This is a genomic window from Streptomyces sp. NPDC047853, assembly GCF_043204535.1.
Lineage (GTDB): Bacteria > Actinomycetota > Actinomycetes > Streptomycetales > Streptomycetaceae > Streptomyces.
On record NZ_JBIDCI010000008.1, the window covers coordinates 287,841 to 306,029 of the forward strand.

The 18,189-nt window shown below is 72.7% G+C and carries 16 protein-coding genes; 7 read left to right on the forward strand and 9 right to left on the reverse strand.

Annotated features, from left to right (window positions below):
- Positions 1 to 39: 39 nt before the first annotated feature.
- The 3 genes from ACGF5T_RS17985 (at position 40) to ACGF5T_RS17995 (ending at position 6,278) form a co-directional block, all read left to right on the forward strand.
- Positions 40 to 1,611 (forward strand): GMC oxidoreductase, encoded by a 1,572-nt coding sequence (locus ACGF5T_RS17985; protein WP_366767926.1) that lies wholly within the window; start codon positions 40 to 42, stop codon positions 1,609 to 1,611.
- Positions 1,608 to 3,698 (forward strand): choline BCCT transporter BetT, encoded by a 2,091-nt coding sequence (betT, locus tag ACGF5T_RS17990; protein WP_366767927.1) that lies wholly within the window; start codon positions 1,608 to 1,610, stop codon positions 3,696 to 3,698. Before ACGF5T_RS17985 ends, betT begins: the two co-directional genes overlap by 4 nt.
- Before the next feature lie 195 nt (positions 3,699 to 3,893).
- A complete protein-coding gene (locus tag ACGF5T_RS17995) occupies positions 3,894 to 6,278 on the forward strand; it encodes a SpoIIE family protein phosphatase (RefSeq protein WP_361015158.1) in 2,385 nt (794 codons plus the stop codon).
- 40 nt (positions 6,279 to 6,318) lie between these two features.
- On the opposite strand, the gene ACGF5T_RS18000 is transcribed toward ACGF5T_RS17995, so the two are convergent.
- The 3 genes from ACGF5T_RS18000 to ACGF5T_RS18010 form a co-directional block, all read right to left on the reverse strand.
- A complete protein-coding gene (locus ACGF5T_RS18000) occupies positions 6,319 to 6,960 on the reverse strand; it encodes a sigma-70 family RNA polymerase sigma factor (RefSeq protein WP_392888359.1) in 642 nt (213 codons plus the stop codon).
- Between the two features lie 190 nt (positions 6,961 to 7,150).
- On the reverse strand, positions 7,151 to 7,870 hold the full coding sequence (locus ACGF5T_RS18005) for a hypothetical protein (protein WP_356611732.1): 720 nt from the start codon (positions 7,868 to 7,870) through the stop codon (positions 7,151 to 7,153).
- Between the two features lie 230 nt (positions 7,871 to 8,100).
- On the reverse strand, positions 8,101 to 9,132 hold the full coding sequence (locus ACGF5T_RS18010; protein WP_356611730.1) for a teichoic acid biosynthesis protein C: 1,032 nt from the start codon (positions 9,130 to 9,132) through the stop codon (positions 8,101 to 8,103).
- 263 nt (positions 9,133 to 9,395) lie between these two features.
- Here ACGF5T_RS18010 and ACGF5T_RS18015 point away from each other — a divergent pair, with 263 nt between their 5' ends.
- From ACGF5T_RS18015 to ACGF5T_RS18030, 4 genes are all read left to right on the forward strand, one after another.
- Positions 9,396 to 10,847: an amidase gene (locus ACGF5T_RS18015; protein WP_366767929.1), complete on the forward strand. Its 1,452-nt coding sequence runs from the start codon at positions 9,396 to 9,398 to the stop codon at positions 10,845 to 10,847.
- A gap of 81 nt (positions 10,848 to 10,928) precedes the next feature.
- A complete protein-coding gene (locus ACGF5T_RS18020; protein WP_366767930.1) occupies positions 10,929 to 11,606 on the forward strand; it encodes a 2-phosphosulfolactate phosphatase in 678 nt (225 codons plus the stop codon).
- 78 nt (positions 11,607 to 11,684) lie between these two features.
- A complete protein-coding gene (locus tag ACGF5T_RS18025; RefSeq protein ID WP_366767931.1) occupies positions 11,685 to 12,302 on the forward strand; it encodes a hypothetical protein in 618 nt (205 codons plus the stop codon).
- 117 nt (positions 12,303 to 12,419) lie between these two features.
- Positions 12,420 to 12,884 (forward strand): hypothetical protein, encoded by a 465-nt coding sequence (locus tag ACGF5T_RS18030; RefSeq protein ID WP_366767932.1) that lies wholly within the window; start codon positions 12,420 to 12,422, stop codon positions 12,882 to 12,884.
- A gap of 45 nt (positions 12,885 to 12,929) precedes the next feature.
- Here ACGF5T_RS18030 and ACGF5T_RS18035 read toward each other — a convergent pair whose 3' ends face one another.
- The 6 genes from ACGF5T_RS18035 to ACGF5T_RS18060 form a co-directional block, all read right to left on the reverse strand.
- Positions 12,930 to 13,136, reverse strand: coding sequence for a hypothetical protein (locus tag ACGF5T_RS18035; RefSeq protein ID WP_366767933.1), 207 nt, complete (start codon positions 13,134 to 13,136; stop codon positions 12,930 to 12,932).
- Positions 13,137 to 13,261: 125 nt separating this feature from the next.
- Positions 13,262 to 14,662 (reverse strand): FAD-dependent monooxygenase, encoded by a 1,401-nt coding sequence (locus tag ACGF5T_RS18040; protein ID WP_366767934.1) that lies wholly within the window; start codon positions 14,660 to 14,662, stop codon positions 13,262 to 13,264.
- A complete protein-coding gene (locus ACGF5T_RS18045) occupies positions 14,652 to 15,845 on the reverse strand; it encodes an MAB_1171c family putative transporter (protein WP_356611719.1) in 1,194 nt (397 codons plus the stop codon). The genes ACGF5T_RS18040 and ACGF5T_RS18045 overlap by 11 nt, the downstream gene beginning before the upstream one ends.
- Entirely contained in the window at positions 15,842 to 16,459 is a 618-nt protein-coding gene (locus tag ACGF5T_RS18050; protein ID WP_356611717.1) for a toxin, read from the reverse strand. Before ACGF5T_RS18050 ends, ACGF5T_RS18045 begins: the two co-directional genes overlap by 4 nt.
- Positions 16,456 to 17,094, reverse strand: a complete 639-nt coding sequence (locus ACGF5T_RS18055) for a hypothetical protein (RefSeq protein ID WP_356611715.1) — start codon at positions 17,092 to 17,094, stop codon at positions 16,456 to 16,458. Before ACGF5T_RS18055 ends, ACGF5T_RS18050 begins: the two co-directional genes overlap by 4 nt.
- Positions 17,095 to 17,321: 227 nt before the next feature.
- Positions 17,322 to 18,170, reverse strand: coding sequence for a helix-turn-helix transcriptional regulator (locus ACGF5T_RS18060; RefSeq protein ID WP_366767935.1), 849 nt, complete (start codon positions 18,168 to 18,170; stop codon positions 17,322 to 17,324).
- Positions 18,171 to 18,189: the final 19 nt, after the last annotated feature.

The following is an 18,189-nucleotide window of genomic DNA, read 5'->3' on the forward strand; positions in this document are numbered from 1 at the left end:
CAAGACCGCCGCAGATCGGCCCCGGAAGAAAGGCACCCCATGGCCGCCACCACCCCGCACGGCCCGGAGACCTCCTACGACTACGTCATCGTCGGCGGCGGCACCGCCGGCTGCGTGCTGGCGGCGCGCCTGAGCGAGGACCCGGACTGCCGCGTCTGCGTCATCGAGGGCGGGCCCAGCGACGTCGGCGACGACCGGATCCTGCGGCTGCGCAACTGGATCAACCTGCTCGGCTCGGAGTTCGACTACGGCTACACGACCGTCGAGCAGCCGCGCGGCAACTCCCACATCCTCCACTCGCGGGCCCGCGTGCTCGGCGGGTGCTCCTCGCACAACACGCTGATCAGTTTCATGCCCCTGCCGCAGGACCTCGACGACTGGGTGGCCCGGGGCTGCGCCGGCTGGGACCCGGGGACGGTCCTCCCCTACCGCGACCGGCTGCGCACGCGGATCGTGCCGGTGGCCGAGGCGGACCGCAACCCGATCGCCAGGGACTTCGTCACCGCCGCCGCACGCGCCACGGGCGTTCCCGTCGTCGAGGACTTCAACGCCGAACCCTTCGCCGACGGCGCCGGCTTCTTCTCCCTGGCCTACCAGCCGGAGGGCAACCTGCGTTCCTCCGCCTCCGTCGCCTACCTGCACCCGGTCCTGGACCGCCCCAACCTCACCATCCGCCTGGAGACATGGGCCCACCGCCTGCTCACCGACGAGGCCGGACGGCTGACCCGTGTCGCCGTCCGGGGCCCCGACGGCCTGCCCGCCGCCGTCCGCGCGGAACGCGAACTGCTGCTGTGCGCGGGAGCCATCGACACCCCGCGCCTGCTGATGCTCTCCGGCTACGGGCCCGCCGACCAGTTGCGCGCCCTGGGCATCGAGGTGCGGGCCGACCTGCCCGGCGTCGGAGAGAACCTGCTGGACCACCCGGAGTCGGTGATGGTCTGGGAGACGGCCGGCCCGCTGCCGCCGAACTCCGCGATGGACTCCGACGCCGGGCTGTTCCTTCGGCGGGAGCCGGACCAACCACGACCGGACCTGATGTTCCACTTCTACCAGGTGCCGTTCACGGTCAACACCGAACGCCTCGGCTACCCGGTTCCGGAGCACGGGGTGTGCATGACGCCGAACGTACCGCGGGCCCGGTCCACCGGGCGCATGTGGCTGCGCAGCAGCAACCCCGCCGAACATCCCGCGCTCGACTTCCGGTACTTCACCGACCCCGAGGGCTACGACGAGCGCACCGTCGTCGACGGCCTGCGGATCGCCCGCGAGATCGGCGCCACCGACCCGTTGCGCGACTGGCTCGTACGGGAGGTGGCGCCCGGCCCCGACGTGACCTCCGACGCCGCCCTGTCGGAGTACGGGCGGCGGGCCGCGCACACCGTCTACCACCCGGCGGGCACCTGCCGGATGGGCGCGCCCGAGGACCCGATGGCCGTGTGCGACCCGCAGCTGCGGCTGCGGGGCGTGGACGGCGTACGCATCGTGGACGCGTCGGTGTTCCCGTCCATGCCCACCATCAACCCCATGGTGACCGTGTTGCTCGTCGCCGAGCGGGCCGTGGACCTGCTCGCCGGTGGGCCCGATGGGGCGGGCCGGGAGGCGGGCCGGTGACGGAGCAGGATGCCCGGGACGACCGCCCGGCGGACTCGGGCACGCTCAAGCCGGTGGTCTTCTTCGGCTCGGCCGCGCTGATCCTGGCGCTCTCGATGTGGGCGATCATCTCGCCCTCCGGGGCCGAGAAGGCCATCGGGGTGGCCGTCGACCGGATCTCGTCCTGGTTCGGGTGGTACTACTTCCTCGCCGCGACGCTCTACCTGGTCTTCGTCGTCTTCATCGGTGTGTCCAAGTACGGCACGGTCAAGCTGGGACCGAAGCACTACAAGCCGGACTACGGGCTCTTCGCGTGGGCGGCGATGCTCTTCGCGGCGGGCATCGGCATCGACCTGATGTTCTTCTCCGTCGCCGGTCCGGTGAGTCACTACCTCACGCCGCCCGAGGGCTCCCCGGAGACGGTCGAGGCGGCGCGTCAGGCGGTGGTGTGGACGTTGTTCCACTACGGCATCACCGGCTGGGCCATGTACGCCCTCATGGGCATGGTGCTCGGCTACTTCGCCTTCCGGTACCGGCTGCCGCTCGCGATCCGCTCCGCGCTGTACCCGGTCATCGGCCGCCGCATCCACGGGAGGATCGGTGACACGGTCGACCTGGCGGCCATCATCGGCACCGTGTTCGGCATCTCCGTGTCGCTCGGCATCGGCGTCGTCCAGCTGAACTACGGGCTGAAGGTCCTGTTCGGCGTGCCCGAGGGGCTGCCCGCGCAGATCGGCCTGATCGTGGTGGCGGTGGTGATGGCCACCGTGTCCGCCGTCTCCGGTGTGGACAAGGGCATCCGTCGCCTGTCGCAGCTCAACGTCCTGCTCGCCGTCCTGCTGATGCTCTTCGTCCTGGTCGTGGGCGAACCCTTCAGACTGCTCAACGCGCTGGTGCAGAACATCGGCGACTACATCAGCGGCTTCCCCTCGATGACCCTGAACACGTTCGCCTACGACCAGCCCACCGAGTGGCTGAACGCGTGGACGCTGTTCTTCTGGGCCTGGTGGATCGCCTGGGCCCCGTTCGTGGGCCTGTTCCTGGCCCGGATCTCCCGCGGCCGCACCCTGCGCCAGTTCGTGGCCGCGACGCTGGTCGTCCCGTTCCTGTTCACCGGGCTCTTCCTCTCGATCCTGGGCAACAGCGCGCTGTTCGTCGTGCGGGACGGCAACACCGAGTTCGGCCGGACCGCGATGGAATCGCCGGAGCAGGCGTTCTACGGGTTGCTGGAGCAGTACCCGGGCGCGACGTTCAGCGCCGGCCTCGCCACGTTCGTGGGGCTGCTGCTGTATGTCACCTCCGCGGACTCCGGCGCGCTGGTGATGGGCAACCTCAGCTCCGAGCTGCCGACGCCGGTGACCGACGCGGCACCGTGGCTGCGTATCTTCTGGGCGGTGGCGACGGGGCTGCTCACGCTCGCCATGCTCCTCGTGGGCGGTGTGCAGGCCCTGACCGACGCCACGATCATCATGGGTCTGCCCTTCTCCGTCGTCATGTTCCTGATCATGATCGGTCTCTACCTGGCGCTGCGTACCGAGCGCATGCGGGAGGAGGCCCTGGCCACCTCGCTCCCGGCCTCGCTGTCCGGCCGCACCACGCAGCAGGGCCCGCCGGGGACCCGCAACTGGCGGCGACGGCTCGCACGGGCGACGACCTTCCCCGGCCGCAGGGCGGCCCTGCGGTTCGTCGACGAGGTGTGCCGGCCCGCCTTCCAGGACGTCGTCGGGGAACTGCGGGGGCAGGGCGCGCCGGCCGAGTTCCTGGAGGACGAGAGCGAGGAGAACGGTCTGCCGCACGTGGGCCTCCAGGTGCCGATCGGCCCGAGCGACGTCTTCGTCTACCGGGTCTGGCCGGTGGAGATGCCCACCCCCGGTTTCGCGACCCGTTCGGTCAGCACCCACGACAGCTATGTGCGGTGCGAGGTGCAGCTGGCCGAGGGGAACCAGGGCTACGACGTGATGGGCTACACCAGGGAGCAGCTGATCGCGGACGTCCTCGACCACTACGAGCGCCATCTGGAGTTCCTGCGGCTGCATCACGAGGCGGCGGCCCGGTCGGCCCTGCCCGACCACCGTCCCGACGACCCGGAGGCCCACCTGCCCGAGTAACGGGCGACCGGGCTGCGCGCGGAGAGCGCGGCCGCGGGCGTGCGTCAGGCCCGGACCGGGGGCGTGAACGGGACCGTGCCGCGGGCCACCGCTGAGCGGTGACGGGCCCCTCCCCGGCCGGCCCGGCGCCCTGCGGTTGTGCCCGTCGGTGGGACGGCGGATTCTGTAGGGGACGAACGGGGCTGGTACGGGCCTATGACTGGATGGACCGCCGACGAAAGCGCTGATTTCCGGGGCCCCCTCGACATCTCCAGGGCGGCCACGATGGTCGTCGACGCCCAGGACACGGTCATCGGGTGGAGCCCGGCCGCGGAGCGGCTGCTGGGCTACGCGCCGCAGGAGATCGTCGGCCGGCCCCTGTCCGCCTTCCTGTCCAGCGGCCCCACCCCCTCCGTCCCCTCGCTCCCCCTGCGTCTGCGGGGGGACGAGGTCCGCACCGCCCGGAGCCGGGAGGGGCGCGAGGTGGTCGTCGCCACCGCGGCGTGCCCCCTGCCCGGCGCCGGCACGGCGGTACGCGTCCTGGTCGCCACGGAGCTGAAGCGGCTCAGGGTGTGGGACGCCCGGCTGGCGCTGCTGCACGGGCTGGCCACCCAGTCACCCGTGGGGCTGGCCATCTACGACACCGAACTCCGTCTCACCTGGTGCAACGCGGCCTACGAGCGGGAGATCGGCCGACCCTTCGCCGAGTTCCGCGGCCTGCGGGCCGACGAGCTGTACGCGGAGGGACGGTTCGTGACCAAGGGGCACCCGCCCACCCTGGACGCGGTCATGCGCCGTGTGCTCGCCACCGGGGAGCCCTTCCTGGACCTGCACTTCCAGGGCCGGCCGCCCAGCGACCCGGAGACGGACCACCTCTGGTCCTGCGCCTACTACCGGCTCCAGGACGCCGACGGCCACGTCCTCGGAGTGTGCGAGGACGCCTTCGACATCTCCGACCGCCAGAGGGCGCAACAGCGGCTGGCCCTGCTCGTCGAGGCGGGCCGCGGGATCGGCAGCACGCTCGACGTGACGGTGACCGCACGGAAGATCGCCGAGGTGGCGGTGCCGGAGTTCGCCACCCTCGTCACGGTCGACCTGGCGAGCGACGTGCTGGAGGGGGAGGTGCCGGCCACCGAGGCCTCGGCTCCCCTGCCCCTGGTGCGGGCCGCCCGCTGCCCGAGCGTGGACCACCACGCCCGGAAGCCCGACGTGACGTCCCCGTCGTCCCGTGTGGAGTACCCGTCCGGTTCGCCCCAGGACCGCTGCCTCTCGTCGGGCGGCCTCGTGCTCGACGACACGACCCTCGTCGTACCGCTCCGGGCCGGTGGCGGCATGCTGGGCCTCGTCACCTTCGTCCGCGGCGCCGGTTCGGCCACCTTCGACGGCGGTGAGGTGGCGCTGGCCGAGGAGCTGGTAGCCCGTACCGCCGTGTCCATCGACAACGCCCGCCGCTTCACCCGCGAGCGCAACGCCGCCCTGACGCTCCAGCGCCAGTTGCTGCCGCAGCAGCTGAGTGAGGGCTCGGCGGTGGAGCTGGCCTACCGGTATCTGCCCACGGACGACGTGACCGGGGTCGGCGGGGACTGGTTCGACGTGATCCCCCTGTCCGGGAGCCGGGTCGGGCTCGTGGTCGGGGACGTGGTCGGACACGGGCTGCCGGCCGCCGCCACCATGGGTCGGCTGCGTACGACCGTACGCGCGTTCGCGCAGCTGGACATGGATCCCGTGGAGCTGCTGTCACGGCTCGACGACCTGGTCGCCCAGTCGGCGGAGGAGCAGTGGGGCGGGACGGGCACGCCGGACGGCGGGCACCCGGACGTGACGACGGGGGCGACCTGTCTCTACTCGGTCTACGATCCGGTGTCGCGACGGTGTGTCATGGCCCGGGCGGGCCACCTGCCACCGGCGGTCGTCGATCCGGACGGCCGGCTGTCCTTCCCGGAGCTGCCGGCCGGTCCGCCCCTCGGTCTCGGCGGCCTGCCGTTCGAGTCGGCGGAGATCGAACTGCCCGTGGGCAGCCTGCTGGCCCTCTTCACGGACGGCCTGGTCGAAGCGCGCGACCACGACATCGACCATGGCCTGACCACGTTGGGGCGGGTGCTCAGTGACCGGCACGCGTCCCTGGAGGAGCTGTGCGACCGGGCCGTGGCGGAACTCCTCCCCGGCGGCTCGACGGCGGACGACACCGCACTGCTGCTCGTCCGCACCCGCGAACTGGACACCTCGCAGGTCGTCGAATGGGAGCTTCCCGCCGAACCGGTCACCGCGGGCCGCTTCAGGGACCTGGCCACCGGGCAACTGGACCGGTGGGGACTGGAGGAGCTGTCGTTCACGACCGAGCTGGTCGTCAGTGAGCTGGTGACCAACGCGGTCAGGTATGCCGCCGGGCCGGTACGGGTGCGCCTCATCCGGGACCGCACCCTGCTGTGCGAGGTCGCCGACACCGGCCACACGTCACCGCACCTGCGTCACAGCAGCGCGGACGACGAGGGCGGGCGGGGCCTGTTCATCGTCGCCCAGCTCGTCCAGCGGTGGGGGACGCGCTACTCCGGCACCGGCAAGACGATCTGGACCGAACAGGCCTTTCCCGCCCCGCAGTAGCACTGCGGGGCGTCGGCGTCGTTTCTCGGACCGCGCCCTGTCAGGCGGTGGCGCCGGGCGGTTCGGTCCGCTCCGCCTCGTTCAAGGCCCGCAGCAGGGAGGCGCGGGCCCGGGCGACGCGGGACCGGACGGTGCCGACCGGGCAGTCGCTGAGCGCGGCCGCCTCCGCGTAGGGAAGGCCGACGAGTTGGGTGAGGACGAACGCCTCGCGGCGCTCGTCGGGCAGCGCCGCCAGCAGTTCCCCGAGCGCGATGCCGTCGTCGAAGCCCGGCAGGCCGCGCTCCTGCGCGCATTCGGCAAGGGTCTGCCAGTCGTCGGTGTCGGCGAGGCGCGGCCGGGCGGAGGCGTGCCGGTGGCTGTCGACGACCGCGCGCCGGGCGATGGACAACAGCCAGGTCCGGGCGGAGGAACGGCCCTCGAAGCGGTGCAGGCTGCCGAGCGCCCGCAGGAACGTGTCCTGGGCCAGGTCGTCGGCGGTCTGGGGATCGGCGCCGAGGTAGGTGACGAAGTGGCGTACGTCGCGGTGGAGGGCGCGTACGAAGTGCTCGACGGCCTCCGTGTCACCGTCGCGGGCGGCGAGCGCCCAGGATGTGGTCGATGCGTCCGCGGACGTCCTCGCGTCGCGGCCGCGCGGGATCTGTGCCGTCATGTCGCTTGTCTCGGGCAGGGCAGGACTGATCACCTGGTGTCCTTCTCGGGAGTCCGGACGCCCGGCACGCGGGTGTCCGGCACCCGGATCCGGCCGCGTGCGACGCGGGGCGGATCCGGTGACGGTGTGGGAGTGGCGGGCGGGTCCGCGCACGGCGGCGTACGCCCGTCGCCCGAGCCGCCCGGGCGCGCTGCGCCGTGGCGGTGTCGGGGAGCCGGCTGTCTCAGGCGACAGCGGTCCCCGCAGGCGGGCCCCGAGAGGTGATCGCGTGCGCGAGGAAGAGCCGGCGCGGCCTCCGTGCCGGGCGGCCACGCCGGGCGAGGAGGCGGGGCCGGTGCGGGAGCGCGGCAAGGGCGAGGCCCGGCCGCAGGGGGGCGGCCAGCCATCCGGCGACGGCCCGCAGGACGCGGAAGGCCGCGCGTTCACCGTGCGCGAGCCACAGGCCGCTCAGCAGCGCGGCCAGCAGGTGGGCCGCCGTCATGCCCGTGGACGACATCCCGCCCATGGTGTGGCCCATGCCTGCCAGGGAGTCCGCGACATCCGTCGCACCCGTGGTGGAGGCGCCCTGTGTCATGGAGTGCAGGGCATGCCCCATGTGCGCCATGGACGCCGTGTGGTCCGTGGGAGGGGTGCCGTCGGCCATGCCTCCCACGGAGGCGGACGGCGCCGGGACGCCGACCGGCACCGACCGCTCCTGCGCGTACGAGAACCAGGCGTGCAGGGCGCTCTGGGCGGCCACGGCGACCGAGGAGACGAGCACCGGCCCGCGCTCGCGGCCGGCCAGGGACCACGCCGCCGTCCCGGTCACCGCCGTCGCGGGGGCCAACGCCCACCAGGGCACCGAGGCACCCGACATCAGGACGTGCCCCAGGGTGGCGAGCAGCACGCAGACGGCCGCGAACACCGCGGCCCTCGTCGTGCGCGAACACCACCCAGCATGCATGGCGGCTCATCCTCGCATCCCTGGCTCCGCCGTCGTGGGGGGATACGGAGCGGTACCCCCGCCGACACTCAGCACTGTCCCGGTGAGGGACGTCACAGTAAGGACCGGGAGCCCGCATCGGGTGCGGGGCGACACCTGCGCGGGGGTGCGACGCGCGAGGTGGTACGACACGTGAGGGGGTGCGGTCGGCGAGGCTCCGCGCCGACGAGCGGCCGCCGGTCGGGCACTGCTCAGACCAGCGCCTTCTTGTAGAAGATGCTGGAACGCCGGTCGCCCTCCAGCCCGGTGGCGAAGCCGATGAAGAGGCGCGCCTCACCGGCGTCGGTGCGGTAGATCGCCAGGCCCTCGGGCTCGCGGTGGTGGAGGGTGGAGCCGGCCTTGGTGAGGACGGGACCTTGCTTCACGGTGCCCGTGTTGATGTCGACGCTGGTGACGTAGGAGTTGCCGTCACCTGTGGGGGTGCCGTCGCCCGGGTACGCGTCGCCCGTCAGGTAGTACATGTACGAGCCGTACAGGGTGTAGCCCTGCGGCGTGCCGGGGATCGTCGGCTGCTTGAAGTCGACCAGCGGCGCACCGAAGTCGCGCGTCCTGAAGGCGGAGAGCGGGTACACGGCGATGCGCTTGCCGGCGCTGGTGTGGTACCGCACGATCATGCGCTGGTGGACCGGGTCCACGGAGCAGGTGTACTCGGTGGCGCCCGGGATCGGCCGGTGGGCGGCCGAGGCGGCGGGTGAGCTGAGGGTGGTGCCGCCGACGTAGTCGATGGGGGCCAGGGCGGTGCCGTAGCCCCCGGTGTTGGCGGCGCACTCGATCCACAGTTCCGTGCCGGAGCCGCTCGGCAGCGCCGCGAAGGCGACGCCGTGACCGAAGCCGTCGAGGTGCATGTACGAGAGGTGGTTCCCGTCGAAGTCCATCTTGTTGATGCACAGGTCACCGGCCGAATCGGGGCTTCCGCTGCGCTTGGTCGCCACGAAGAGGAACTTGTTCACCCAGTCGAAGGCGAAGCTCTGCTGGACCCGGGCGCCGTGCGTGTTCTTCGAGCGGAAGAGGTCGTGCGACGGCTGGGTGAGATCGAACCGCTGGGTGGCGGGCAAGGCGGCGGAGGCGCTCTGCGCGCCGAGTCCGAGCCCGAGCGCGGCGAGCGAGGCGCCGGCGCCGGTACGTATGAGGGCGCGGCGGGAGAGGGGGGAGCCGGGAGAGCGGTTGATGGAGGACTCCAGGGCATGAGCGGTGCGACGGACGCGTGATGCTATCCGTCGCACCGGTGACGCGACGGGCCGGACCCCGGGGGGAGTTGGGGCCGGCCGCCGCTGTGCCCGGGGCCACCGGTCCCCACGGCCGGCGCCCCACGCCGCTCGGTCACGAGACCCTTCGCCGGACGGATGGGCCTCCTGGACCGCCTCGCCCTCCACTCGGCCCGGAGGGCGCTCAGCGCGTCCTCGACCCGGTCGAGGGTGTCGTCGGCGCCCCCTTGCGCGAGGTGGCGTTTCGTGGCCCGGCGAGGGGGCTCGTACCGTCCGTCTCCATGGACTGGAGCTTCTGTACCGCCGAAGAACAAGCGGCTGCCCTGCGCGCCGGCGAAGTGACCTCGGAGGAGCTGACCGAAGAGGTCGTCTCCCGCGTCGAGAAGGAGGACGGGGCGGTCAACGCCGTCTGCGTACGGGACTTCGACCGTGCCCTGACCGCGGCGCGCGAGGCCGACCGGGCGCGGGCCCGCGGTGCGGACCGGCCGCTGCTCGGCATACCGGTGACGGTCAAGGAGTCCTACGACGTCGCCGGTCTGCCGACGACCTGGGGTATGCCGGCCCACCGGGACCACGTGCCGGCTCAGGACGCGCTGCAGGTGTCCCGGCTCAAGGCCGCCGGCGCGGTGGTGGTCGGCAAGACGAACGTACCCGTCGGACTCCAGGACGTGCAGACCTTCAACCCGCTCCACGGCACCACCAACAACCCGTGGCATCACGGCCGCACGGCGGGCGGCTCGTCCGGCGGCTCGGCCGCGGCCCTGGCCTCCGGCTTCGGCGCGCTGTCCATCGGCTCCGACCTCGCGGGATCGCTGCGCACCCCCGCCCACTTCTGCGGCGTCCACGCGCACAAGCCGACCCTCGGGCTCGCGGCGAGCCGTGGCATGGTGCGCCCGGGGACGCCCGCCCTGCCGACCGAGCTGGACCTGGCCGTCGTCGGCCCGATGGCGCGCTCCGCCCGTGATCTCGCCCTCCTGCTCGACGTGATGGCCGGTCCGGACCCCCTGACGTTCGGCGTGGCGCACGCCGTCACCCTGCCGTCCGCGCGCCACGACCGGCTGCGCGACTTCCGGGTCCTGGTCCTCGATCAGCATCCGCTCATCGCGACCTCGTCCGCCGTGCGGGCGGGGGTGGACCGGGTGGCCGGCGTGCTCGTCGAGGGTGGTGCCCGGGTCGAGTGGAGCAGTCCGCTGCTGCCCGACCTGACCGAATCCGCGCTGCTCTACACGCAGTTGCTGTTCTCGGGCGCCACCGCGCACTTCCCCGTCGAGTCGTACGAGGAGTTGCGGGCCCGGGCGACCCGCCTGGACGCACACGACCGGAGCCTCGACGCGACGCGGCTGCGCGCCATGGTGCTCAGCCACCGCGACTGGGTCGAGGTGGACCGACGCCGTGAGATCCACCGGCACGGCTGGCGGCGGCTCTTCGCGGAGTTCGACGCCGTGGTGTGTCCCGTCACCCCGACCCCCGCGTTCCCGCACGACCACCACCCCGATCCACGAGAGCGCCGGATCGATGTCGACGGCGTCGCGTACCCGTACTTCGACCAGCTCGTCTGGGCCGGGCTGCCCACGATGCCCGGCCTGCCCGCCACCGCGGTCCCGGCGGGCGTCTCCTCCGAGGGCCTGCCGGTGGGGGTGCAGATCATCGGCCCGATGTTCGAGGACCGCACCCCGCTGCGCCTGGCGGAACTGCTCGACCGGGAGACCGGCGGCTTCCGGGCACCGCGGTAGGGCGCGCGCCGTCGACTACCTCCGTTCCGTGCTGCCGACCGGGGGGTAGCGGACCGCCACCGGGTACGCGATCATCGGCCCGTGGACACTCGCTACGCAGCCATTCACGAGGTGGTCGAGACCCCCCAGGTGGCGGTCGTGGTCGACGTCATGCGTGCGTTCACCGTGGCCGCCTGGGCCTTCGGCCTGGGGGCGGAGAAGATCGTTCTCGCCGAGTCGCCGGACGAGGTCCGGGCGCTCAAGGCCCGGCATCCGGACTGGGTGGCGATCAAGGACGGTCCGCCCGCGCCCGGGTTCGACGCCGTCAACTCACCGGGCTTGCTGCGCTCCCTCGACCTCACTGGACGGACCGTCGTACAGAAGACCACGGCCGGGACGGTCGGCGCCCTCGCGGTCAAGGACGCGCCGCTCGTGCTGTGCACCGCGTTCGTGGTGGCCGAGGCGACGGCGTCGCTTCTGCGGTCGTCCGGGGCGGACAGCGTCACCTTCGTGGTCACGGGCGAGGACGGGCGGGCCGACGAGGACCTGGCGTGCGCGCAGTACGTCGCTCGCCGGGCCACCGGGGCAGAAGCGGATGCCGCCGAGTTCCTCCGCCGCGCCGCCGCTTCGCGTGCCGCCGCCGAGCTGACCACGGGCGTGCGCCGGGGAGCACACGCCGATGACGTGGCCCTCTGCCTCGAGATCGACCGCTTCCCCTTCGCCATGGTGGCGGTCGCGGAAGGACCGCTCATGGTCCTCCGCCCGCGCACCGTGCGTTGACGACTCCGACCGAGCGGCTGGTCCGGGCGGTGGCACACCGTCCGCCCCACCGCTCACGCTCTCGGTACGCTCGCGTGCATGGGGCTGGACATCACCGTGCTGATCGCCGACTGGGCATGGTTGGGCGGCGTCCCGCCGAGGGAGCGGCTGTCACGGCTGCGGGAGGCCTGGTACGCCGACGAGACGGGACTGTGGGACGACGACGCGCCGGCCCCCGAAGGGGACTGGGTGTGGCCACGGGGGCGCCACAGCGCCTCCTTCGCCGTCTACGAGTTCCGGGGCACCCTCGGCTCGTTCAAGCCGCACTTCTGGGCCGTGGAGCGCTGGGAGTCCGTGCGTCACCGTGCCGACCCGCCGGTGCGGACCGCGGTGGACCCGCTGCTGCTCGGGCTGGTTCGCGAAGGGCTGGACGACACGAGCGGACAGGCGCGACCGGGGTTCTTCGGTACCGACCCCGCCACCACCCGCGGACTGCTGCTCGCCCATCCGCCCGACGGTGTGCGGGAACTGGCCGCCCGGTGGGACGGGGCCCGGCGCCGGCTCGGCGGGCTGCGCGGCGCCTTCGACGAGCACGCCGCCGCTCCCGGCGGGTGGGTCGGTGACTTCGACGGGTTCACCGGCCTGCTGACCGACTGGGGTGATGTGCTGTCCGAAGGCGCCCGGCGGGGCTGGGGGGTCGTGGGCCTCAGCGGGTGACGCGTGGTCCGGCACCCGTGCCGTCCACCGCCTTCCCCCGGCTCGCCTCAGCGGCACGGCCGGGCGGTACGGGCACCGCGTCCGGCCTGTCGGAGGTGGCCACTAGCCTTGCGCGCCATGGGCATTGAGATCGATGTGGTCGCGGCTTACCCGGTCGACGACGAGGTGGAGAGGGTCCTCGGGCTGGCCGAGACGCTGGGCGAGCCCGTCACCGTCACGTTCAGGTGGGAGGGACGCGAAGAGGAGCACGCGGTGCTCGTGCCCGCGGCCACGCTGGCGCTCTGGGAGCACTGGGCCCCCGGCCCCCGCCCCACGAGGGACACCGGGGGCGGGGGCCAGGATGCGGCGGAGAGCGCGCGACACGAACTGGCCCATCCGGAGGAATTCGGCCCCTACACGCTCTTCCGGCGGCGGGTGGGAGGGCGGACGGCTGTCGCACGCGAGGGTGCGGTGGTCGCCGAGTTGCTCCTTCCGGAAGAGGCCCACTGGCTCCGGGAGAAGGCCCGCGAGGTCCGCCAGGGGTTCATGGACCCGCAGCAGAAGGCGGCGTTCGAGGAGTTCCTCGCCCGGCAGAGGCACTGAGCGGCGCCCCTCCTGCCGTACGCGCTGGGCGGGGGCGGCACCCGGTCACTGCGGGCAGCCGCCGGCGCAGAGCACACCGACCGTCCCGCCGACGCCGTCACCGGCCACTGAGGGGACGATGTGGCTGGTGGTGACCGTGGGGATCCCGCCGGCCTCCCGGGGCAGGGAGGCCGCCACGGCCTGAGGGACGAGGGCGGAGAAGGCCGCGGTGGTCATGAGAACGGCTGCCACCACGCGCTTGCACGGACGCATCAGGACTCCTCGATCGGTGATCGGCCGACGACGTGCGGCGGCCGGGTGTCTCCCCGGCCGGCCGGTCGAGGGCGGGGGACGAGGGTACGGCGGCTCCCCCGGCCCCGCTCCCGCTCCCGCCGAATTCAGGACAGGGCGCTCTTCCGCTCGGCGTCGCTCAGGGGCGGGCCCTGCAGTGGCGGCTTCTTCGGGCCGAACAGCATCGGTAGGAGCATGTCGGGCGAGAACAGGCGAGTGGGGCGCTTCTCCAGACTCATCACATCCAGCAGGGCGCCCAGCGCACGCGGATGGGCGGCGCCGGTCTCGACGGCACGGTCGACGTAGCGGGCCAGCAGCCGCTCGCCTCCGGTGAGCGGAGTGTCCGTCGCCCCCGGGTAGAGGGCGTCCTGTCCCACCGCGAGGTCCCAGGCCGCGCCGACCGGACGGGCCGCGGCGCGCTGGAGGCGCCTCGCGGTGCCGGGGGCGGTGATGCTCGTGGTCCTGAGGACCGCGCGTACCGCGAGGGCACACTGCGCGCCGACCGTGAGGCCGTGGCCGTACACGGGGTTGTAGCCGGCGACGGCGTCTCCCAGGACCACGAACCCGGCGGGCCACTGCCTGGCCTTCTCGTAGTAGCGGCGGGTGTTGGCGGTGGACCGGGAGGTGGCCACGTCGCTGATCGGTTCGGCTTCCTCGAGGAGTTCGCCGATGACCGGGTCGCCGAGACTCCGTGCGAAGTCGACGAAGGCCTCGGGGTCGCCGCTGGGCTCACCGCCCCGCGTGCCGGAGAGGGTGACGATCCACCGGCCGTCCTCCACGGGCAGGATGATGCCGCCCCGGCCCGGCGCCTTCGCGGGGTTGGCCTGGACGTTCACGATCGGAAAGGCCAGGTCGGCGGTGGTGTGAGGGGCGTGGAAGACACGGGTTGCGTAGGTGACCCCGGCGTCCACCGTCCGTTCGGCGGGGTGCGGCAGGCCCAGTTCCGCGAGCCAGCGGGGGGTGCGGGAGCCGCGCCCCGAGGCGTCGACGATCAGGTCGGCCGGCAGCGTCGACTCCGCGTCGCCGTCGCCGTCGCGGACGCGGACCGCGGTGACGCGGGTGGCGTCGCCCACCGGTCCCAGTGCCGTGGTGTCCTGCCGCAGGGTGATGCGCTGGTCCGCGAGGACATGTGCGCGCAGCACGGCGTCCAGCAGGTCCCGGGAGCACACGAGGTTGCGGTGGTGGGTCGCCAGGAACCGCCTGAACCAGACCTCGTTGGGCGCCCGGGAGACCATGTCGCCCATGATGTGCGCCAGGCGTCCGCCGCGGGCGACGACCTCGTCGACACTGCCCGGGAGCAGTTCGTCGAGGGCCCGCACTCCCCCGCTCCACACGAGGTGCGCGTGCCTGGCCTGCGGTACGCCGCGGCGGGCTGTCGGTCCGTCGGGCAGGACGTCACGCTCGACGAGGACGACGTCGGCGAACTCCGCGAGGGCGGCGGCGGCGAACAGGCCGGTCGCGCTGGCCCCGATGACAACGGCTGTGGGGCGGCTCGTGCTAGGAGGCATCTGTGTTGGCGCTTTCTGTTCTGGTCACCCGTCGAAGGATGCCGTCGATGAGGCGGGGCTGCCGCAGGCTCTGGGAGATCTCGTCGATGTGGTCGCTGACATCGGCGCCCAGCTGCCGCTTCCCGAAGGTCACCCGGGCCGGCGTCTCGTCGCGGTGGGCCTGGAGGGCCGCCCGGACGGTGACGGCCCCGGCGAGGCCGCGTGCCCCGGCCTCGTCGAGACCGGCCGGCGTGGCGTCCCGCGCCCGCCGGTGGAGGTCCCGGTCCAGGTAGGGGGCCAGGATGCGCAGGGCGTCGTGGATCCTCTGCTGGCGCTGTACCAGGCGCAGGCCCAGGGGCATCCGGCGTCCCGGCCGGGCAGGGACGGGCGACGGCACCACGTCGCGGACGGCCGACCACAGCGGGCGCAGCTGCCGGTACTCGCGCCGCTCGCGCAGCCGGTTCTGCAGGGAGGGCCCGACCTGGGGCACGATGAACCCGACGGCGACGAGGATCGCTTCCAGGAGGGCGAACGGCGGTGCGACCCGGGTGCTGAGGCCGTCCCAGTCCTGGCCCGACCAGCGCGCACCGAGCGCGAGCGCCTTCGCCGCGTCGAAGAGGACGCCCGAGGCGAAGCCCACCTGCAGGCAGACGACACCCGACTTCAGCCAGCGGTTCTCGATCCTCGGCCACCACTTCCACAGCATGTAGGTGGCGACCAGGGACGACACCATGTGCGCGAGCAGGTACAGCAGGATGTGCTCACGCATCCAGGGCGTGCCCGCGTAGTAGGTGTCTAGGTCGTAGATCCGTGGTTCCGGCACGTCGGCGAGCAGGAACGTCGTCCACAGGCCCACGACGACCCCGGCGTAGATCCAGTAGACGTTGCGCATCCGCTGCCGGCGCCGCGGGGACGGCTCCTCCCTCCACCGCATGATCATCGTCAGTCCGGTGGCGCAGAAAGCGGTCAGGAAGCTGTACGCCCAGGGCGACGCGATGTTCGGCACCCCGGTCAGCTCGTTCAGACGGTCGATGTTGCTCGGCGTGATGACCACGAGGACGACGGTGGCGAAGCTCAGCAGCAGGGTGGTGGCGCGGACGTCGGGATCGCGCCAGGCCCGGACCAGGGTGGGGAACTTGAGGACCAGGGCGAGCAGGAGCAGCGCGGTGGGGAGGGCGTAGGGGATGTGGAAAGGGGCGTTCACAGGATGCGGCCGCCGCGGTGGAGCAGCGAGAGGTTGATGCGTCCCTCGACGGTCGCGGCGCTGACCGGCCCCTCCGCGTAGCGTCCCTTCATCCAGGAGCGCACTTCCCGGCCGAAGAGCAGGCCGAAGGTCTCCGCCTCCACCTCGTGGCGCGAGACCGTCTCCGCTCGTGCCGCCACGGTGAGGACCGCCTCGCGCGGTACTTCGCTCGGCGCGAGGATCTGCTCGACGGCCCGGCGGACGGCCTCGGGGTGCTGCCGGGCGGTGAGGCTGCGGGCGGCGCCGTGCAGCCCGGCTATGTGGTGGCCTCGGTCCTCTTCCTCCTCGTGCCAGAGTTCGTGGCCGAGGATGACCAGTTGGGCCAGGGGAGCGGTGTCCTCCTCGACCACGATGATGGAGCGGTCCCCGAGGTCCAGTCGGGCACCCGACACGTCCACGTCGGCCAGGTCCTTGGGGAACCTGCTGAATCTGAGGTCGATCGGCCGTCCCTTGCGGACGCTCATGGCCCGGCAGAACTCCCGCATGACGTCGCGTGGGTCGGCCGGCCGGCTGAGTGTCCTCGACGCCTCCGCGCCGAGGGCGCTCAGCAGTGACCTCATGGCTTTGCCGCTCATCGCCCGCCGTCTCCCCCCTGAGGCAGCACCGACCTCAGAACTCCTTCCAGGAGGCGCTCCAGTTGCGCCCGTGGAACCGACCCGTGCATCCGCAGGTCGGAGCTGACCACGCCGTACCGGTCCAGCAGTGCCGCGACCGGGTCCACCTCCTGCAGGGCCGCCTCCGGGCCCAGGTGCGGATGCTCCAACTTGTGTGCCAGTGAGCGCAGTACGCGTGCGAGCGCCTCGTCGGCCGGCGCGGTGAAGAACGACTCCCCGCCCTCCACGCCGAAGAATCCCACCAGGTGGTGCAGGAGTTCCACGTTCGGCGTCTTCCTGCCGTCGCAGACCGCGCGGGCCCATACGTCGGAGATGCCGGTGCGTGCGGAGACCTCGGCCGCCAGGTCTCTCATGATCGTGCCGTGGCGACGCAGGTAGGCGTCGCTGAGCGCCTTGATACGTCCGCGGACCCGTTCGCTGACCGTGTCGTCGGGCGGCCTCCCGCCCGCGAGCAGCTGTCGGACGACGCTCTCCGGCAGGGCCGTCGTGGCCGCCAGCACCGAGGGATCGAGGAACTGGGCACGCGTCAGGCCCTGGTCCTCGACGGCTCGGTCCAGGCGCCGCACGGTCCGGGCCAGCGAGGTCTGCGACTCCAACGATCTGCTCCCTGATGGCCGAGGCGCCGGAACTGCGTGGCAGCGTACGCACAACTCCGCACGGTGACAACGATCGTTTATCGGCCATCGGCGATCGTTGACCGCCTCACCCACCCTGCGCGTGACGGCCGTTGCGGCGCCGTCCCGCTCCGAGGCGGTGGCGCCCGCGACCGAGTCCGTCCCGTCCGGAGACCTTCCCGCGGTGGGGCTCGTCGCCGCACCGGGGGTCAGCGCAGTGCCTGCGGGCCGATGACCGCGAGGAGGCGCAGTCGCTCGTGGCTCTCGCCTCCCGGTACCGCGGTGTAGACGACGAGGCGGTGCGACTGCTCCGGGTCGAGGAGTATCTGGCAGTTCAGTTCGAGGGCGCCGACCTCCGGATGGACGAACCGCTTGACGTGGTGCGGACGGACACCGACCTCGTGCTTCTCCCACAGGACGCGGAACTCGTCGCTGCGGGCGAGGAGCAGTTCGGCGTACTGAGCGGCTCGGGAGCCCGGGCCCCGCAAGGTGGCCACTTCGCGGAGGCCGGACGCGAACATGCGGGAGAGGAAGGCGTGTTCCGCCGGCGCGTAGCGCTCGCGGGTCACCGGGTCGGTGAACCAGCGGTAGCCGATGCTGCGCGCCGGGCCGGTGTAGCAGGTCGCGTCTCCGGTGAGGGCGATGCCGAGCGGGGTCTGCCGCAACGTCTCCCCCAGCTCGGTGACGACCTCCGCGGGGGTGTCGCCCAGCCGGTCGAGGACGCGCAGCAGGCCGGGGCTGATGTGTTCACTGACGGTACCCGTGCCCCGGACGGGCGGGGCGTGACCGGCGAGACGGAACAGGTGGTCCCGTTCGTCGAGGGAGAGGTGCAGGCCCTGCGCCATCGAGGCGATCATGGACTCGGACGGCTGCGGACCGCGCCCGCGCTCGATGCGGGCGTAGTAGTCGGTCGACATGTGGCACAGCTCGGCGACCTCCTCCCGACGCAGGCCGCTGGTCCTGCGCCGCCGTCCGCGCGGGAGACCGACGTCCTCGGGTTGCAGCAGCTCCCGTCGGCGCCTCAGGAACGCCGCGAGCCCGGCCCGGTCGATGTCCATGCGTCTCTCCCTCTCCTAC